The 16,758-nt window shown below is 45.6% G+C and carries 16 protein-coding genes; 8 read left to right on the forward strand and 8 right to left on the reverse strand.

What is annotated here, in order from left to right:
• The first annotated feature begins 17 nt into the window (after positions 1-17).
• The 7 genes from oadA to luxS all read left to right on the forward strand — a co-directional run bounded on the left by oadA (position 18) and on the right by luxS (position 9,723).
• The gene (gene oadA / locus OH456_RS23790; RefSeq protein WP_124940573.1) at positions 18-1,805 is read left to right on the forward strand and encodes a sodium-extruding oxaloacetate decarboxylase subunit alpha; all 1,788 of its coding nucleotides are present in this window, start codon (positions 18-20) and stop codon (positions 1,803-1,805) included.
• Positions 1,806-1,814: 9 nt separating this feature from the next.
• On the forward strand, positions 1,815-2,945 hold the full coding sequence (locus tag OH456_RS23795) for a sodium ion-translocating decarboxylase subunit beta (RefSeq protein WP_006075160.1): 1,131 nt from the start codon (positions 1,815-1,817) through the stop codon (positions 2,943-2,945).
• Between the two features lie 193 nt (positions 2,946-3,138).
• Entirely contained in the window at positions 3,139-4,089 is a 951-nt protein-coding gene (locus tag OH456_RS23800; RefSeq protein WP_270034345.1) for an NADP-dependent oxidoreductase, read from the forward strand.
• Entirely contained in the window at positions 4,083-4,538 is a 456-nt protein-coding gene (locus OH456_RS23805) for a YqaA family protein (RefSeq protein WP_031495418.1), read from the forward strand. Before OH456_RS23800 ends, OH456_RS23805 begins: the two co-directional genes overlap by 7 nt.
• Positions 4,539-4,547: 9 nt before the next feature.
• Positions 4,548-7,406, forward strand: a complete 2,859-nt coding sequence (locus OH456_RS23810; protein WP_270034346.1) for a M16 family metallopeptidase — start codon at positions 4,548-4,550, stop codon at positions 7,404-7,406.
• Positions 7,407-7,517: 111 nt separating this feature from the next.
• Positions 7,518-9,110 carry a glutamate--cysteine ligase gene (gshA, locus tag OH456_RS23815; RefSeq protein ID WP_124940576.1) on the forward strand — a complete coding sequence of 531 codons (1,593 nt, stop codon included), beginning with the start codon at positions 7,518-7,520 and terminating at the stop codon, positions 9,108-9,110.
• 94 nt (positions 9,111-9,204) lie between these two features.
• A complete protein-coding gene (luxS, locus tag OH456_RS23820) occupies positions 9,205-9,723 on the forward strand; it encodes an S-ribosylhomocysteine lyase (protein ID WP_006075165.1) in 519 nt (172 codons plus the stop codon).
• Between the two features lie 90 nt (positions 9,724-9,813).
• Here luxS and ruvX read toward each other — a convergent pair whose 3' ends face one another.
• The 8 genes from ruvX to metK form a co-directional block, all read right to left on the reverse strand.
• A complete protein-coding gene (gene ruvX, locus OH456_RS23825) occupies positions 9,814-10,239 on the reverse strand; it encodes a Holliday junction resolvase RuvX (RefSeq protein ID WP_006075166.1) in 426 nt (141 codons plus the stop codon).
• Between the two features lie 42 nt (positions 10,240-10,281).
• Positions 10,282-10,851: a YqgE/AlgH family protein gene (locus tag OH456_RS23830; RefSeq protein WP_270034355.1), complete on the reverse strand. Its 570-nt coding sequence runs from the start codon at positions 10,849-10,851 to the stop codon at positions 10,282-10,284.
• A gap of 17 nt (positions 10,852-10,868) precedes the next feature.
• Positions 10,869-11,816, reverse strand: a complete 948-nt coding sequence (gshB, locus tag OH456_RS23835) for a glutathione synthase (RefSeq protein ID WP_270034347.1) — start codon at positions 11,814-11,816, stop codon at positions 10,869-10,871.
• A gap of 13 nt (positions 11,817-11,829) precedes the next feature.
• Positions 11,830-12,561, reverse strand: coding sequence for a 16S rRNA (uracil(1498)-N(3))-methyltransferase (gene rsmE, locus OH456_RS23840; RefSeq protein ID WP_006075169.1), 732 nt, complete (start codon positions 12,559-12,561; stop codon positions 11,830-11,832).
• 80 nt (positions 12,562-12,641) lie between these two features.
• The gene (locus OH456_RS23845; protein ID WP_031493704.1) at positions 12,642-13,352 is read right to left on the reverse strand and encodes an endonuclease; all 711 of its coding nucleotides are present in this window, start codon (positions 13,350-13,352) and stop codon (positions 12,642-12,644) included.
• 97 nt (positions 13,353-13,449) lie between these two features.
• On the reverse strand, positions 13,450-13,959 hold the full coding sequence (locus tag OH456_RS23850; RefSeq protein WP_006075171.1) for a SprT family zinc-dependent metalloprotease: 510 nt from the start codon (positions 13,957-13,959) through the stop codon (positions 13,450-13,452).
• Positions 13,960-14,041: 82 nt separating this feature from the next.
• Positions 14,042-14,836 (reverse strand): DUF2189 domain-containing protein, encoded by a 795-nt coding sequence (locus tag OH456_RS23855; RefSeq protein WP_006075172.1) that lies wholly within the window; start codon positions 14,834-14,836, stop codon positions 14,042-14,044.
• Between the two features lie 358 nt (positions 14,837-15,194).
• Entirely contained in the window at positions 15,195-16,346 is a 1,152-nt protein-coding gene (metK, locus tag OH456_RS23860) for a methionine adenosyltransferase (RefSeq protein ID WP_006075173.1), read from the reverse strand.
• Between the two features lie 214 nt (positions 16,347-16,560).
• Between metK and OH456_RS23865 the strand changes: the two genes are divergently transcribed.
• Positions 16,561-16,758: hypothetical protein (locus tag OH456_RS23865; RefSeq protein ID WP_270034349.1), on the forward strand; the 198-nt coding region annotated here is incomplete at its 3' end.

The raw sequence follows: 16,758 nt of genomic DNA on the forward strand, positions 1-16,758 counted from the left end.
AAAAGGAGTTAATGAGCATGTCTAAACCACTAGCTATCACGGACGTGGTACTTCGTGACGCCCACCAGTCTCTGTTCGCAACGCGGATGCGTATTGAAGATATGTTACCTATCGCAGCTGAGCTCGATAAAGTGGGGTATTGGTCTTTAGAAACTTGGGGGGGCGCAACCTTTGATGCGTGTATTCGTTTCTTAGGGGAAGATCCTTGGGAACGCTTACGCGAACTTAAAAAAGCCATGCCAAACACACCAATGCAGATGCTATTGCGTGGACAAAACCTATTGGGTTACCGCCACTATGCTGATGATGTGGTGGAAAAATTTGTTGAACGTGCCCATGCCAATGGTATGGACGTGTTTCGTATTTTTGACGCGATGAATGATGTACGCAACTTTGAAAAAGCAGTAAAAGCTGCTGTTGATGTTGGTGCTCACGCGCAAGGTACACTGTCTTATACAACAAGCCCTGTACATAATACGGATACATGGGTTGATTTAGCCAAGCGCTTAGAAGACTTAGGTTGCCATTCTTTATGTATTAAAGACATGTCTGGCTTACTTAAACCTTATGAAGCCGAAGAACTTATCTCACGCATAAAATCATCATGTGAAGTGCCACTTGCGCTGCACTGTCATGCAACAACCGGGCTATCAACGGCAACGGCGGTTAAAGCAGTCGAAGCTGGGATAGATATTCTAGATACGGCTATCTCTTCAATGAGTCAGACTTATGGCCACACGCCTACAGAGACCGTTGTGGCAATGCTGCAAGGCACTGAACGTGATACTAATCTTAAGCTCGAGCAGATTGAACCTATCGCAGCGTATTTCCGTGAAGTTCGTAAGAAGTATGCGAAATGGGAGGGTCAACTGAAAGGTGTTGATTCACGTATCCTTATTGCGCAAGTTCCAGGTGGCATGCTGACCAATATGGAAGGGCAGCTAAAAGAACAAGGTGCAGCGGATCGTATTGATGAAGTTCTCGAAGAAATCCCAAGAGTTCGTGAAGATCTTGGCTTTATTCCTTTGGTGACGCCAACATCACAGATCGTTGGTACTCAAGCGGTGATCAACGTATTAACGGGTGAGCGCTATAAGAGTATTACTAAAGAGACAGCTGGTGTGCTTAAAGGGGAATACGGTAAGGCGCCAGCAGAAGTTAACGCTGAACTTCAAGCAAAAGTGCTCGATGGTGCCCAAGCGATTACCTGTCGTCCAGCTGATTTATTGGAAGCGGAACTCGACACATTGACGGAAGACCTACTGCAAAAAGCAAAATCCGATGGTATTTCCCTTGCCGAAGATACAGTGGATGATGTTCTTACTTATGCGCTCTTCCCTCAAGTAGGGCTTAAGTTCTTGAAAAATCGCCATAACCCTGATGCGTTTGAGCCTGCTCCTGGTAAAGAAGAAGCAAAACCTGCTGCCCCTGTTGCAGCTCCAACAGCAAGTGCCGCGGGAATTGAGTCTTATAGCGTGAAAGTCGATGGTCAGGTTTATGATGTTGAAGTGGGTCCAAAAGGTGAGCTTACTTCAGTGACACCTGCGTCCGTAGCACCTGCCACCACTCCAGCACCTGCTGCTGCAACGAATGTTGAAGCGGTTTCTGCTCCGTTAGCGGGGAATATCTTTAAAGTTAATGTTGCATCTGGTGCTCAAGTTCAAGAAGGTGATGTGCTACTTATCTTAGAAGCGATGAAGATGGAAACAGAAGTGCGTGCTGCGCAAAGCGGCGTGGTTCAAGATGTACACGTGAAAGAAGGTGATGCTGTTGTTGTAGGCGCACCTCTTGTTAGCTTAGCGTAAGGGAGCACCATGGAAGGATTGATGACCTTATGGTCAGAAACAGGGATCGCTAACTTTGAATTCGGCCAAATCTGCATGATCTTGGTCGGATGCACCTTGCTGTTCTTAGCGATTCGTAAGGGCTTTGAACCACTACTACTTTTACCTATTGGCTTTGGCGCTATTTTAGCGAACATTCCAAATGCTGGTTTTACCGAGCCGGGTGGTTTGCTGTACTACGTCTATTATATCGGTATTGAGTCTGGCGTCTTCCCATTACTCATCTTTATGGGTGTCGGAGCAATGACTGACTTTGGAGCATTAATCGCTAATCCGAAAACCTTATGGTTAGGGGCTGCGGCTCAGTTTGGTATCTTCGCCACCTTGTTTGGTGCAATTTTGCTGAACTATGTACCGGGTATGGAGTTCTCGATGCAAGATGCTGCTTCCATTGCCATCATCGGTGGTGCGGATGGCCCAACTGCTATCTTCTTAGCAAGCCGACTTTCGCCGGATCTTCTCGGTGCAATTGCTGTCGCAGCATATAGCTACATGGCATTGGTTCCTATTATTCAGCCACCGATTATGAAAGCACTGACCACGCCAGAAGAGCGTACTATTAAGATGGCGCAACTTCGCCATGTTAGTAAAGGTGAGAAGATCTTATTTCCATTGGCCGTGTTATTGATGACTATCTTGTTCCTCCCTTCAGCAACACCTTTAGTGGGTATGTTCTGTCTGGGTAACTTGATGCGAGAGGCGGGCGTTGTCGATCGATTATCGAAAACGGCACAAAATGAGCTCATCAATATTGTGACGATCTTCTTAGGTCTTGGTGTGGGCTCGAAGCTTCAAGCAGAAGAGTTCCTAAATTTTGAGACCTTGGGTATTCTCGCTCTCGGCGCTGTTGCCTTTAGTATCGGTACTGGGGCTGGGGTGTTAATGGCGAAGCTGCTTAACAAATACTCTAAAGAAGATATTAACCCGTTGATTGGTGCAGCTGGTGTTTCTGCGGTACCTATGGCTGCGCGTGTCGTAAATAAGGTGGGCTTACAAGCTAACCCACAAAACTTCCTTTTGATGCATGCAATGGGTCCTAACGTAGCTGGCGTATTAGGCTCGGCAGTAGCTGCAGGTATCTTGTTAGCTCTGGTAGGCTAAATGCGAATCCATATTGTATTAATCGGGGGAGCTTAGGCTCCCCCCTTTTTTATCTTTGGTTATCAGGCCAAGATAATGAGTCACAAAAGTGATTGAATTTGTTACATACTGGATGTGGGTTGATGAAAAGATAATCTAGACTCAAACAGGTATTTCGTTACTATGGAATCTCAAATTGGAAGAGGAAGCCGCGATGAAGTGTAAACAAATAGTCATCCCAGAATTTGGTTCAGCAGAAGTATTGGCATTTCAGGAGGTCGATATTCCTCAACCAAAAGCCGGTGAGGTGCTGGTAAAAGTCGCCTATGCTGGCATTAATCCTATTGATGTGAAGACGCGTGCTGGATTGGGGTGGGCGGCAGCTGAAAACAAAGATAACTTACCTTGGGTACCGGGCTATGATATCTCGGGCTCAATTGCTGGTTTAGGTAAAGGCGCACAGGCGTTTGAAGTAGGCCAAGAGGTCGTGGGATTTATTGGGTTTCCTCTTCGTGCGGGTGGTTATAGTCAATATGTGTGTGTACCCGAAACAGAGCTTACTGCGTTGCCTAACACGGTTGCCTTAGAGGCAGCAGCAGCGTTGCCATTGGCTGGGCAAACAGCAGCACAAGCAATTAATAAAGCTCAGGTGCAAGAGGGCGAGCGAGTGTTAATCCTAGCGGGTGCAGGTGGCGTTGGTCACATCGCGGTTCAACTAGCAGTGGCGACTAAAGCAGAGGTGTACACCACTTGCAGTGAGCGCAATCTCGATTATTTGGCTACATTAGGCGCTCATGCTATCAATTATGAATTCGCGCCAGTTTCAGAGCGACTAAGCGATGTCGATGTACTGATTGACCTAGTCGGTGGTGATGTCGCGTTAGATGCACTTAAGTGTCTTAAAGATAATGCTAGAGTTATCACCATTCCGACGATTACGGCAGAGCTAGTATGCGAAAAAGCCAAACTTCTTGGTTTTGAAGCGAGTGGAATGCTAGTGTCTCCCGATACCAAACAAATGGAAACCTTACTGTATATGGTAGGTGTTGGACTGTTAAAAACCGAAATTCAGCACGTTTTCCCTTATTCACAAGTGGTTGAGGCTCACCAACAAGTCGAAACCAGCCGCACTCGCGGCAAAGTCCTACTTGATATGCAATGCTAGAAACATTTTCTCAATACCTAGCGGAGTCATGGTTTGCCGACTCCGCACTCGCGGTTCTTTTTATTTCTGGGTTTTTAAGTGCGACCTTACTTCCAGGTGGCTCAGAAGCCGGGCTAGTGGCAACCTTAAGTTTGCAACAATACACTCCGGCCATGGTGATTTTGGTTGCTACCATAGGGAATACTCTTGGAGGGTTAACCAACTACTGGATTGGTATTTGGTTGCCAAATCGAACTCAGGAAGAGAAACATGGTCATAAAGCCATGGCATGGATACAGAAATATGGTTACTGGACGTTATTGTTGAGTTGGTTACCCGTCATTGGCGACCCTTTGTGTTTAGCAGCAGGTTGGCTGCGGATGAAGTTTCTGCCATGTGTTGTGCTTATTGCGATTGGTAAAGCGCTACGTTATATCGCGCTGACCGCTATCTTCTACGGTCTTTTCTAAGGAGCATTTATGAAAAAGATCTGGCTCGGCGTTCTATCGCTGGTCTTTCTATACGGTTGCAGTAGTAACGAACCGTCAAATCAAGCCAGTAGTGCTTTACCTAAAGGTGTCACTCTAATTGAAGAGGCCAAAGCTGACCCAGACAAGGTCATGATTCCTTATTCTAAATACCGTTTGGAAAATGGCCTCACTGTTATCTTAGCGCCCGATGACTCGGATCCTTTAGTACATGTGGATGTCACCTATCATGTGGGATCGGCTCGTGAAGAGGTCGGAAAGTCCGGTTTCGCACACTTCTTTGAACATATGATGTTCCAGGGTTCAGAACACGTCGGTGATCAGCAACATTTTAAGATCATTACCGAAGCGGGTGGCACTTTAAACGGTACGACCACGCGCGATCGCACTAATTATTTTGAAACTGTTCCATCTAACCAATTAGAGAAAATGTTGTGGCTTGAAGCGGATCGTATGGGCTTTTTGCTTGGAGCAGTTTCTCAGAAAAAGTTTGAAATTCAGCGTGATACGGTAAAAAACGAACGTGCTCAAAACTACGATAACCGTCCTTATGGCCTGATATGGGAGAAAATGGGTGAAGCCATGTTCCCTGAAGGGCACCCCTATTCTTGGCAGCCAATTGGGTATGTTGAAGATCTTGATCGTGTTGACGTGAATGATCTTAAAGCATTTTTCCTACGTTGGTATGGACCAAACAATGCCGTGCTCACCATTGGTGGTGACATCGATAAAGCACAAACATTGGCATGGGTAGAAAAATACTTCGGTTCTATTCCGAGAGGACCTGAAGTCGACAAAGCACCAAAACAGCCAGCAGTGCTGCCAAACGATCGTTACGTGACGTTAGAAGATCGTATTCGTCAGCCGATGGTAGTGATTGGTTGGCCTACGACGAGCTATCGAGGCGCAAAAGATCAAGCCGTGCTCGAGGCAATGGCTGACGCCATCGGTGGTGGCACCAATAGCTTGTTGTATCAAAAACTAATCAAGACGCAAAAGGCGCTCGATGCTGGGGCATTCAACGATTGTAATGAGCTAGCTTGTAACTTCTACGTGTACGCTATGGGCGCTTCAACAGATAAAGATGGTCTAAAAGCGCTATACAACGAGTTGTTAGCGACGTTAAATGAGTTTGAAAAACAAGGCATCAGTGAAGAGAGGCTGAAACAGATCACTGGCCTTTCTGAATCAGGTGCTGTTTTCGCACTGCAAAGTGTCAAAGGTAAGGTCTCTCAGTTAGCCTCTAATGAAACCTTCTTTGGGCAACCAGATCGCTTAGAACAGCAATTAAAGCAGATACGTGCGGTTACTCCTCAGGATGTGGCTAATGCTTACGACACCTTCATCAACGATAAGCATAAAGTAACCTTGAGTGTGGTGCCTAAAGGCCGTAAAGATATGGCGGTAGAGCCTGCTAACTTCGTGACTCCGCCTAGAACATTACCGAAATATAACAAAGTGACGGAAGAGCAATTGGTATTCCGACGACCTGTTGACACCTTTGATCGCAGCGTTATGCCTAAAGTAGCGGAAGGGGTTAAAGCTAAGATGCCAGCACTTTACAGCTTGCAGTTTGATAATGGCAGTGAGCTACTAGGTACAGAAACACGAGAAACACCAACGGTGGAGATTCACTTCCAATTGCCTGCAGGCGATCGCTATGTTGCGAAAGGAAAAGAGGGCTTAGCGGGGCTAACAGCTTCCATGATGGAGGAAGGAACCACAACACGCAGCGTGGAAGAACTGCAAGCAGAGCTCGATCGATTAGGTAGCCGAATTGGGTTTAGCGCAGGAGCTTACACCACACGCGTGTCGGTCTCGGCTCTAGCGAAGAACTTGCCAGAGACCTTAGCGCTGCTCGAGGATGCGCTATTCCACCCTGCCATGAAACAGGAAGACTTTGACCGCTTGAAAGCACAAACGCTAGAAGGCTTGGTTTACCAACATCAGAAACCAAGCTGGATGGCATCACAAGCGACAAGAGAGGTGTTGTTTGGAAACTCTGTATTTGGCCGCTCATCGGATGGTACTGAAGCGTCGATTGCTTCAATTACGCTTGATGACGTGAAGCGCTTCTATCGCAAGCACTACACACCACAAGGGGCTCAAATAGTGGTGGTTGGCGATATTTCCCAGAAACAGATCAAGAAGCAATTGGCATTTTGGCAGTCTTGGAACGGAGAAGCGGCACCACTGATTCGTCCGGAAGCAGTAGCGCCTTTAACTGGTCAACATATCTTCTTGGTAGATAAGCCAGCTGCACCACAAAGTATTGTACGCTTGGTGCGCCGAGGGTTGCCGTTTGACGCAACGGGCGAGCTGTATTTGAGTCGACTGGCTAACTTTAATTTGGCGGGTAACTTCAATAGCAGGATCAATCAGAATTTGCGAGAGGACAAAGGTTACACCTATGGTGCGAGTGGTTATTTCGCGAGTAATCGTGAAATTGGAGCGATTGTCTTTAGTGCTCAAGTGAGAGCTAACGCGACGATTCCTTCAATTGAAGAGCTCATTAAAGAGTTAAAAGACTACAGCCAAAATGGTATGACCGATGAAGAACTAGAGTTTATGCGCCTTGCTGTGGGACAACAAGATGCATTGACTTACGAAACACCAAGTCAAAAAGCCAGTTTGTTGTCGTCAATTTTAACCTATAGTTTGGATAAGGATTACCTCCAGCAGCGCAATGACATTGTAGAATCGGTCGACAAATCGGTGCTTAATGAGCTTGCTGCGAAGTGGTTCGATCCAAACAAATACCAAATCATAGTTGTGGGAGACGCGAAGAGTCTAAAACCGCAACTTGAGAAACTGAATATTCCAATTGAAGAACTTGAAATCACACAATAGAGTGACCATATAGAAGGGATGGGTGGCATCGGCTCTTGTTTATTCAATAAGATAGCGTGTATGGTGTCCCCAGCCTTCAATTGGAATAACGAACTATAAGCGAATCGCATTGTGACTAAATTTGCTGCGCGACTGGATCAAGTTGCTAAAGACCAAACCATTTTTAAACAGTTTGGACGAGGTGTGGAAAGGGAATCGTTGCGTTATACCGACGATGGCCACTTAGCGACAACGCCGCATCCAGAGGCGCTAGGCTCAGCCCTAACGAACGAATACATTACGACGGATTTCTCCGAGTCACTACTGGAGTTTATTACACCAGTTTCTCGTGATGTTGATACGCTGATCAATCAGTTATCTGATATCCATCATTTTACTCAGACGAAATTAGGCAACGAGAAATTGTGGCCACTGTCTATGCCCTGTTATGTGGGCAGTGAAGATGATATCGCCTTAGCTCAATATGGCAGCTCGAACTCTGGACGTATGAAGACACTTTATCGTCAAGGACTAAAGCATCGCTACGGTAGCTTAATGCAGATCATTTCCGGCGTGCATTTTAACTTCTCATTCCCAGAGTCATTCTGGGATGCGCTATTTGGTGAGCAAGACGAAAAAGCACGCCAAGATGCGAAATCGGAAGCCTACTTCGGTCTTATCCGAAACTATTACCGTTTTGGCTGGTTAATTCCTTATTTCTTTGGTGCGTCACCGGCCATTTGCGCGTCTTTCCTGCAAGGAAAGGAGACTAAACTGCCATTTGAAAAAGTGGGCGGCACGCTCTATTTGCCAAAAGCAACGTCGCTGAGACTGAGTGATTTGGGTTATACCAATAGCGCTCAGAGTGCACTTAAAATTGGTTTTAACAGTCTTGACCAGTACCTTGAAGGGCTAAACCAAGCGATCCACACTCCTTCTGAAGATTTTGCCAAGATTGGCGTAAAAGTGGATGGAGAGTATCGCCAGCTTAACGACTATGTGTTGCAGATTGAGAATGAGCTGTATGCTCCAATTCGTCCTAAACGTGTGGCTCAAAGCGGTGAAAAACCATCAGAAGCGCTATCACGTGCAGGTGTTGAGTACATTGAAGTTCGCTCTTTAGATGTGAATCCATTTAGTCCAATTGGAATTACTGCGGATCAGATTCGTTTCTTAGATCTCTTCTTAACTTGGTGTGTTTTGAAAGACTCTGAGCCTATGGACAATTGTGAACTTGAATGTTGGCGTGAAAACTGGAACAAAGTGATTGTTGAAGGCCGACAAGTTGGACTTGAACTGAAAATCGGTTGTGACGGTGAAGTGCTTGATAGCCAATCATGGGTAAAACGTGTGTTCGTGGACCTTCGAGAAATCGCTAAACATATGGATGCTGCTCACGGTGGCAACGAATATCAAAAAGTGTGTGACACACTGGAAGCTTGGAACGACGACCCTGAACTGTCCATTTCTGGCCGTTTACTTGAGAAAACAAAGGCATTAGGTGGTCTAGGTAAAGTGGGTTGCGAGCTTGGTAAAGAATACCGCCAGAAGAACTTAGATCATCAATATCATGCTTATTCGTCTGATCTTATGGAAACGGAAGTGATTCGTTCGGTTGAAGTTCAGAAAGTGATTGAAGCTTCAGACAAAGAAAGTTTCGATGATTTCTTAACGAACTATTTTGCGTATCTCACCCCAGAACGTATGCAGGCGATTAACAAGTAAGCGTGGTTGCACCTCTAGGTGTAGCCCCTTACAATCGAGCCACTAATCACTTACTCACGGCTTTTGCGGTGAATAACGCTAAGGAGAATCAATCATGCCACTACTGGATAGCTTCACGGTAGACCACACAAAGATGCACGCGCCAGCCGTACGTGTAGCGAAAACAATGCAAACCCCAAAAGGCGACACCATCACTGTGTTTGACCTACGCTTCACGGCGCCAAACAAAGATATCCTTTCTGAGAAAGGCATCCACACGCTTGAGCACCTATACGCTGGCTTTATGCGTGCACACCTAAATGGTGCTGCTGTTGAAATCATCGATATTTCTCCAATGGGCTGTCGTACAGGTTTCTACATGAGCTTAATCGGTACACCTTCAGAGCAACAAGTAGCGGACGCTTGGTTAAGCGCGATGCAAGACGTTCTGAAAGTAGAAAGCCAGAACAAGATTCCTGAGTTGAATGAGTATCAGTGTGGTACAGCGGCTATGCACTCTTTAGAAGAGGCAAAAGCGATTGCGGAAGCGATTATTGCGGCGGGTATTCAAGTAAACAAAAACGACGAACTGGCTCTGCCAGAGTCAATGCTTCAAGAATTGAAAGTCGATTAATTACGTGTTTAATTAATGACCTTAGTAGGTTGAGTAGACATAATCGATTAAAAAGGATGACTCATTGGTCATCCTTTTTTGTTACTGAACTTAAGCCCATTGCGCTTCAAACCAGCTTTCTAAAATCACTACCGCTGACTGACAGTCAACATTGCCCTTCGATAGAGCTTTATAACCGCCCATCTCAAATAATTCTGCTCGCGCTTCCGCGGTGGATAGACGCTCATCGTGCAACTCTACTTGAAGCCCAAATCGGCCATGAACTCGATTAGCAAACTTTTTCGCTCGTGCGGTAATTTCCTCTAGTGCTTTGCCATGCAGATCCGTCGGTAATCCAACAACGATCAGATCTGGTTGCCACTCTTTGAGCATAGCCTCAATATCATCCCAGTTTGGAATGCCGTCTTTGGCTTTGAAGGCTTTCAGTGGACTTGCGGTGCCAGTGACTTCTTGACCAATGGCGCTACCAATACTCTTGGTTCCATAATCGAAGGCGATAATGGTTCTGGATGTCATAGTGTTTTGTCTCTTACGTCGTACAGTAAACGATTCGGGAGGTTAGGCATGCCCGATTTGCGTGGATAACTGGGCAATATCAATGCCAAGCATAGCAACGGCGGTACTCCATCTTTCTTCGACTGGAGTATCAAAAATGATGCTAGGATCAGCTTCAATGGTTAACCAAGAGTTTTCAGCCAACTCAGATTCAAGTTGGCCGGCACTCCATCCAGAGTAGCCGAGAGCCACCAGATAGTTATCAGGCTGAGCATCAGTACCGAGTACCGCCAGAATATCTTTTGAGGTCGTGACAGAAACCTTGTCCGTGATCTGTATGCTTGATTGATATTTATCTTTGGGTTTATGGAGGATAAAACCTCGATCTTCAGACACTGGGCCTCCATTTAGCACCGGCTCATCGAGGCTCTTGCTGTGAGTGGTTTGAGAGGCAATGGGTAACTCGACCTGCACTTGCTTGAGCATGTTGGCAACGGTGACATCAATAGGGGTATTGATCATAATCCCCATTGCGCCTTCTTCATTATGTTCACACACATAAATGACGCTGCGCTGAAAGTAGGGATCTTGCATCCCCGGCATAGCAACAAGAAAATGGTTGGCTAGGTTCATCATGGCCTCTCCCACGGTTACTTCCCTAAACGGCGCTCGATGGCATCCATCAGCTTGCCAGTAATAGAGATGTCAAAGGCGGCCTCAATCTCACGAATGCAAGTTGGGCTGGTGACATTGATTTCAGTTAGTTTGTCGCCAATCACATCCAGACCTACAAATATTAGGCCTTTCTCTTTTAAAGTTGGAGCAACGGCTTCGGCTATTTGCTTATCTGTCTCACTTAAGGGACGAGCTTCACCACGGCCACCTGCAGCCAGGTTACCACGTGTTTCACCTTTCGCTGGAATACGAGCTAAGCAATATGGCATAGGCTCTCCGTCAACGACGAGGATGCGCTTGTCACCATTGCTGATGTCAGGAACAAAAGTCTGTGCCATTGCGTAATTTTGACCGTGATTAGTCAACGTTTCAATAATAACGGACACGTTAGGGTCATCTTGCTTAACGCGGAAAATGGAGGCACCGCCCATACCATCTAGTGGCTTAAGAATAACGTCACCATGCTGGTCACGGAACTGCTTAATCTTCTCGGCTTTGCGAGTCACAATCGTCGTTGGAGTAAGCTCCGGGAACCAAGCTGTGAACAGCTTTTCGTTGCAGTCACGTAGACTTTGTGGCTTGTTAACGATTAATGTGCCTTTCTCTTCTGCGCGCTCAAGGATATATGTGGCGTAAATATATTCAGTATCAAATGGTGGATCCTTGCGCATCAATACGGCATCAAGTTCTGACAGCTCAATAGTTTGCTCAGAAGTGAATTCATACCAACCAGCTGGGTCTTCTTTCAGCGTGACAATCTTGGTATCGGCAACAGCTGTGCCTTGATCTAAATGCAGATCGTTCATTTCCATATAATGGATTTCATAACCACGACGTTGGGCTTCCAACATCATTGCGAAACTAGAATCTTTTTTAATGTTGATGGATGAAATTGGATCCATCACGATACCGAGTTTGAGCATTATTTTTCTCCCGTTAACCTAAATCGCCAAAGCGTACTTGCAGTGCAGTGATGGCCGTTAATGCCGCCGTTTCTGTTCGCAAAACACGAGGACCAAGCAGGGTTTCTTCGAATTGATATTGTTCTGTCATTTCAATTTCTTGCGCCGATAGACCTCCTTCAGGGCCTATAAGCAAGCGAACCTTAGTTACAGGTTCTGGCAAGGTATTGATTGAATATTTCGCTCTTGGATGTAGGTTGAGCTTAAGGGCTTCCGATGGCTCTGCACACCATTGCTCTAACGACATAATCGGTCGAATTTCAGGAATGGTGTTACGCCCGCATTGTTCGCAAGCACTGATAGCAATTTTCTGCCATTGCTGCAGTTTCTTTTCAAAGCGTTTAGCATCGAGCTTAACGCCGCAGCGCTCTGAGATAAGCGGGGTGATGGTATTGACGCCTAACTCAACCGACTTTTGAATAGTGAACTCCATTTTGTCACCACGAGAAATGACCTGACCTAAATGCAGATCTAAAGGCGATTCTATGCTGGTCGACACTTTTTCTTGTATGTCGACATCCACATTCTTTTTACCAATCTGAGTAATAGTGGCTGGAAATTCATGGCCCGAGCCATCAAATAACAACACTTCTTGACCTTCTTTCATGCGCAATACGCGGCCCACATGGCCAGCGGCATCTTCACTTAGTGCAAGAGTCCCTAAAGCGTGGATTGGTTCAGGGTGATAGATACGAGGTATACGCATAAAAACTTCCAAAGAACAAAACTGTATAGAGGTATAAGATGGATGCCCGACCTCAAAATTACAAGGGCTGGCGTCTCGATTTAGCTAGGATTTTTACAGGCTTCTGCCACAAATGGGTTATCGTTGCCTTGAATGCGCTTGATGCGTTCATTGCGAGTGCACTCCCAAGTGTCGACAGGGTAAGTTTTATTCCAAGCTTGCATTAACTGTGTTTGTTGTTTGGACAGCTTAAACCCGTACTCTTTACTCATATATAAGTAGGTACGGGCGATGGAACCTTTAGCTCGGTCTGGTGGCATGACTTTGCGTTGTTTGAAGTTAACTTGCATCTCGCAACGCCCATAGCTGACGCCATCAATACCATTCCACTGAGAGAAGTTGTAATTGGAGCGGTCGCCATTGACTTCACCGATAGCTGGTGTGAGATTGTGTAAATCCGCCTCCATTAATTTGAACGCTTTATCGTTTCGAGTGCAGTTCTTCCGGCCACCTTCTTGCCAGCATTGACGCTGGTGGCCAAATTGCCATGCGGGTACGACATGTTCCCATTCAATACGACTTGCACGTTTCTGCTGTTTGCGGACTTGATAACCACAAGATGACAGGTCTGGAACACCTTTTTTTCCTTGCCATTGAATATCACACCCACAGTAAAAACTGATAGGGTGATCCGCATAGATTTTGACGGCTTCTTTCTTCGCTTTGCTAAAGCTACTAGGTGGGGCACTAAGCACCGAGAATGAGGTTAAACCGATGAATAGCGCCAAGATAAAAGATAAATAACGATTCATTGCAAGTCTTTAAAAAGGTTGAGATAACCTAGTTTAACTCGCAAAAAGTGCCCAATCTACCGATAGATATGTAGATTACTCGGCAAAGATCCTCAATTTAACTGAGTTGTTTGCCCGTGAATTCAATTTGGCTGCCACATTTTCGGCAACGATAACTGGCCTGCTGACGCATCACTTTGTTGTGTCTTCTTATGGATACGGGGAAAGTGTCGCACTGACAGCGGTATTCGAAGGTACGACCTTGAACGGATTGAACATTCATAGAATGTGTGGTCTTGGGTGTTAACGAAAAGACTTGGTTCATAACCATTTGCCACTCCATTCCATGTGGGCGCACTCGACCAAAGCAAGCAAACGTAATGAGGTGAGCGACTTCATGTGGAATCACTTCGTTGATAAAAGCTTGTTGGTTCTCGGCAAACAAGACTGGATTTAAACGTATCTCCCACGCTTGCAAGTAGGCTTTTCCCGCCGCTTTGCCACGAAGTTGGTAGTTGAGCGCGGGCATGCGAAAGTCTCGCTCAAAGTAGTGACGAGCCTTTTCGATACATTGTGCTAGTTTTTTTACTGCGAGGTAGTGCAGCTCTTCGGATGGAGATGATTTCATTTAACTCAATCAAAAAATAACGCCCAAATGAGGGCGTTATTCTAGAGACATTGGTTATGTTTGCAATATATTGCTCGTTGGCTTAAGGATGATGTTTTTTCTTAATGGTTTCGTGATAGGCGTGCCATGTACCATAGCCTAGGATTGGCATAGTAATGATCATTCCAATGCCATAGGTAGCGAAGCCAATCAAGATACCGCCACAGATTACTAAAGCCCATACAATCATGGCTGGAATATTCGATTTGACCGCATTGAAGCTAGTAAACACGGCGGTCATCACATCGACGCGTCTCTCCATCATGAGTGGAATCGAGAACGCTGAAATGCTGAAGATAATCGAAGCAATCACAGCTCCAATAACACTACCCGTAATCAAAAATGGTGCAAAATCTGTCAAGGGTGCGCCTTGAACAGAAGGGTAGAGAGCGTGCAACAAGGCTGCGATTCTCATCCAGAAAATCATCGCTACAGCGAGCAAAACGGCAAATGCCCACTGTGAGGTGGAATTTCTACCGATGGCTTTCATGGAGTGGAACAGACTGGGTTTGTGTCCTTTTTCTCTTTCCCATGCTGCGTCATACAACCCAAGTGCCAAAAATGGCCCGATGAGCATATAAACCACCAAACTCGGCATGATGACTAGATGAGTTCCTTGCCATTGTACTAATAGCACAATCGCGACAGCGGCAGCAGTAAAGCATAAGCCATAAAATGCGCTGATAATTGGCATCCGAATAAGGTCATGCAAACCAAGTGCTAACCAGTGAAATGGTGCTGACACACTCAGTTGATTGCAAGGAATAGTTTTAGCGTAATCTTGATCCCTGACTTCGTGTTTCTTGTGGAAGTCGTCGGTATTTACAGTTCGAGGCATATGTCCTCCCTGATTTGACAAACTGGCCTACGTTTCTCAGGGCATGGCGCTAACGATGCTGGTTATTCAGCACGAACAGATCTAGCAAAATGTCGTTGTTTAGCGTCTTCCCCTCATAAGTGCTCTATTTACAGTACGAACCTCAGACCTGAAAAGGTCTGTTTGCAAGGGCACTTTTGATTAACTATTAACCGAGTTGTGAGAAAACACAATTTTTAGAAGGGTATAAATCACGTGCTGCAATATCAACTTTTAACAATATTGCAACAAAGTATTTGAAATGGTTAGCAATAAATACAAAAAAGCCTTCAAAAAATATTTTGAAGGCTTTTTAGAGTATTAGTTCAGAGTTGGCAGATTATAAACCAGCAAAGTCGCGTAGGATTGCTGCTTTGTCTGTCGCTTCCCATGGGAACTCTTCACGACCGAAGTGACCGTATGCTGCTGTCTTCTTATAGATTGGCTGAAGAAGGTTTAGCATCTCTTGCAGACCATATGGACGTAGGTCGAAGTTTTGACGTACTGCTTCGACGATGATGTCGTGAGATACTTTTTCAGTACCGAATGTTTCCACCATGATAGAGGTTGGATCAGCAACACCGATAGCGTAAGAAAGTTGGATTTCACAGCGATCTGCCATGCCAGCAGCAACAATGTTTTTCGCTACATAACGTGCTGCATATGCTGCAGAACGGTCTACTTTTGATGGATCTTTACCAGAGAATGCACCACCACCGTGACGAGCAGCGCCGCCGTATGTATCAACGATGATCTTACGACCTGTTAGACCACAGTCACCCATTGGACCACCGATTACGAAACGACCGGTTGGGTTGATGAAGAAGTTAGTTTCTTTGTTGATCCACTCTGATGGTAGTACTGGTTTGATGATCTCTTCCATCACTGCTTCGCGTAGGTCTGGTGTAGAAATTGAATCACAGTGCTGAGTTGAAAGAACAACGGCATCGATACCAACGATCTTACCTTGATCGTACTGGAACGTTACCTGAGATTTAGCGTCTGGGCGCAACCAAGGTAGAGTACCGTTCTTACGCACTTCCGCTTGTTTTTGAACAAGACGGTGAGAGTAAGTAATAGGAGCTGGCATTAGGATGTCAGTTTCGTTAGTTGCATAACCGAACATGATGCCTTGGTCACCAGCGCCTTGCTCTTTAGGATCTGCTTTATCAACGCCTTGGTTGATGTCTGGAGACTGTTTACCGATAGTGTTTAGTACCGCACAAGAATCAGCGTCAAAGCCCATATCTGAATGAACGTAACCGATCTCACGAACAGTTTCACGAGTCAATTCTTCGATATCAACCCATGCTGAAGTAGTGATCTCACCGCCTACCATCACCATGCCAGTCTTAACGTACGTTTCACAAGCAACACGTGCTTTTGGGTCTTGTTCAAGGATTGCATCAAGTACCGCATCAGAAATTTGGTCAGCGATTTTATCTGGATGGCCTTCTGATACAGATTCAGAAGTAAATAGGTGCTTAGCCATGAGAGCTCCAATTACATTTTAAAGCGAGCATATCGTACTCACTTATAGAAAATTCAATGATATATTGTAGGTGTATCTACATCTAGACGTCTATTCTATTCATCAATGTGCGATTAGCAAGCGATTTTTGCTTTTAAGTTATAGCCAATCGTTTGCCCATTTTTGTCAAAGAAACGCGCTTTAGTACGACATTATCGCGGCAAAAAGCCAAAAAATGACGGTAAAACGTTTGCAGAGAGTATGGGGCTTTGCGACAATAGCGCCGCTGATTATTCGTTCAGCTTATGAAAAACTTGGAATTCGCTTAATGCACTCAGGAGCCTACATGTCTTCTCGTAAACAACTCGCTAATGCAATCCGCGCGCTAAGCATGGATGGTGTTCAACAAGCTAACTCAGGTCACCCAGGTGCG

The organism is Vibrio sp. La 4.2.2 (assembly GCF_027586995.1).
In the GTDB taxonomy this organism is placed as follows: domain Bacteria; phylum Pseudomonadota; class Gammaproteobacteria; order Enterobacterales; family Vibrionaceae; genus Vibrio; species Vibrio mediterranei.

Bases quoted from the DNA above. Each gene is read 5' to 3' on its own strand.
- oadA (WP_124940573.1), top strand. From the start codon at position 18: ATGTCTAAACCACTAGCTATCACGGACGTGGTACTTCGTGACGCCCAC.
- OH456_RS23795 (WP_006075160.1), top strand. From the start codon at position 1,815: ATGGAAGGATTGATGACCTTATGGTCAGAAACAGGGATCGCTAACTTT.
- OH456_RS23800 (WP_270034345.1), top strand. From the start codon at position 3,139: ATGAAGTGTAAACAAATAGTCATCCCAGAATTTGGTTCAGCAGAAGTA.
- OH456_RS23805 (WP_031495418.1), top strand. From the start codon at position 4,083: ATGCTAGAAACATTTTCTCAATACCTAGCGGAGTCATGGTTTGCCGAC.
- OH456_RS23810 (WP_270034346.1), top strand. From the start codon at position 4,548: ATGAAAAAGATCTGGCTCGGCGTTCTATCGCTGGTCTTTCTATACGGT.
- luxS (WP_006075165.1), top strand. From the start codon at position 9,205: ATGCCACTACTGGATAGCTTCACGGTAGACCACACAAAGATGCACGCG.
- ruvX (WP_006075166.1), bottom strand. From the start codon at position 10,239: ATGACATCCAGAACCATTATCGCCTTCGATTATGGAACCAAGAGTATT.
- OH456_RS23830 (WP_270034355.1), bottom strand. From the start codon at position 10,851: ATGAACCTAGCCAACCATTTTCTTGTTGCTATGCCGGGGATGCAAGAT.
- gshB (WP_270034347.1), bottom strand. From the start codon at position 11,816: ATGCTCAAACTCGGTATCGTGATGGATCCAATTTCATCCATCAACATT.
- rsmE (WP_006075169.1), bottom strand. From the start codon at position 12,561: ATGCGTATACCTCGTATCTATCACCCTGAACCAATCCACGCTTTAGGG.
- OH456_RS23845 (WP_031493704.1), bottom strand. From the start codon at position 13,352: ATGAATCGTTATTTATCTTTTATCTTGGCGCTATTCATCGGTTTAACC.
- OH456_RS23850 (WP_006075171.1), bottom strand. From the start codon at position 13,959: ATGAAATCATCTCCATCCGAAGAGCTGCACTACCTCGCAGTAAAAAAA.
- OH456_RS23855 (WP_006075172.1), bottom strand. From the start codon at position 14,836: ATGCCTCGAACTGTAAATACCGACGACTTCCACAAGAAACACGAAGTC.
- metK (WP_006075173.1), bottom strand. From the start codon at position 16,346: ATGGCTAAGCACCTATTTACTTCTGAATCTGTATCAGAAGGCCATCCA.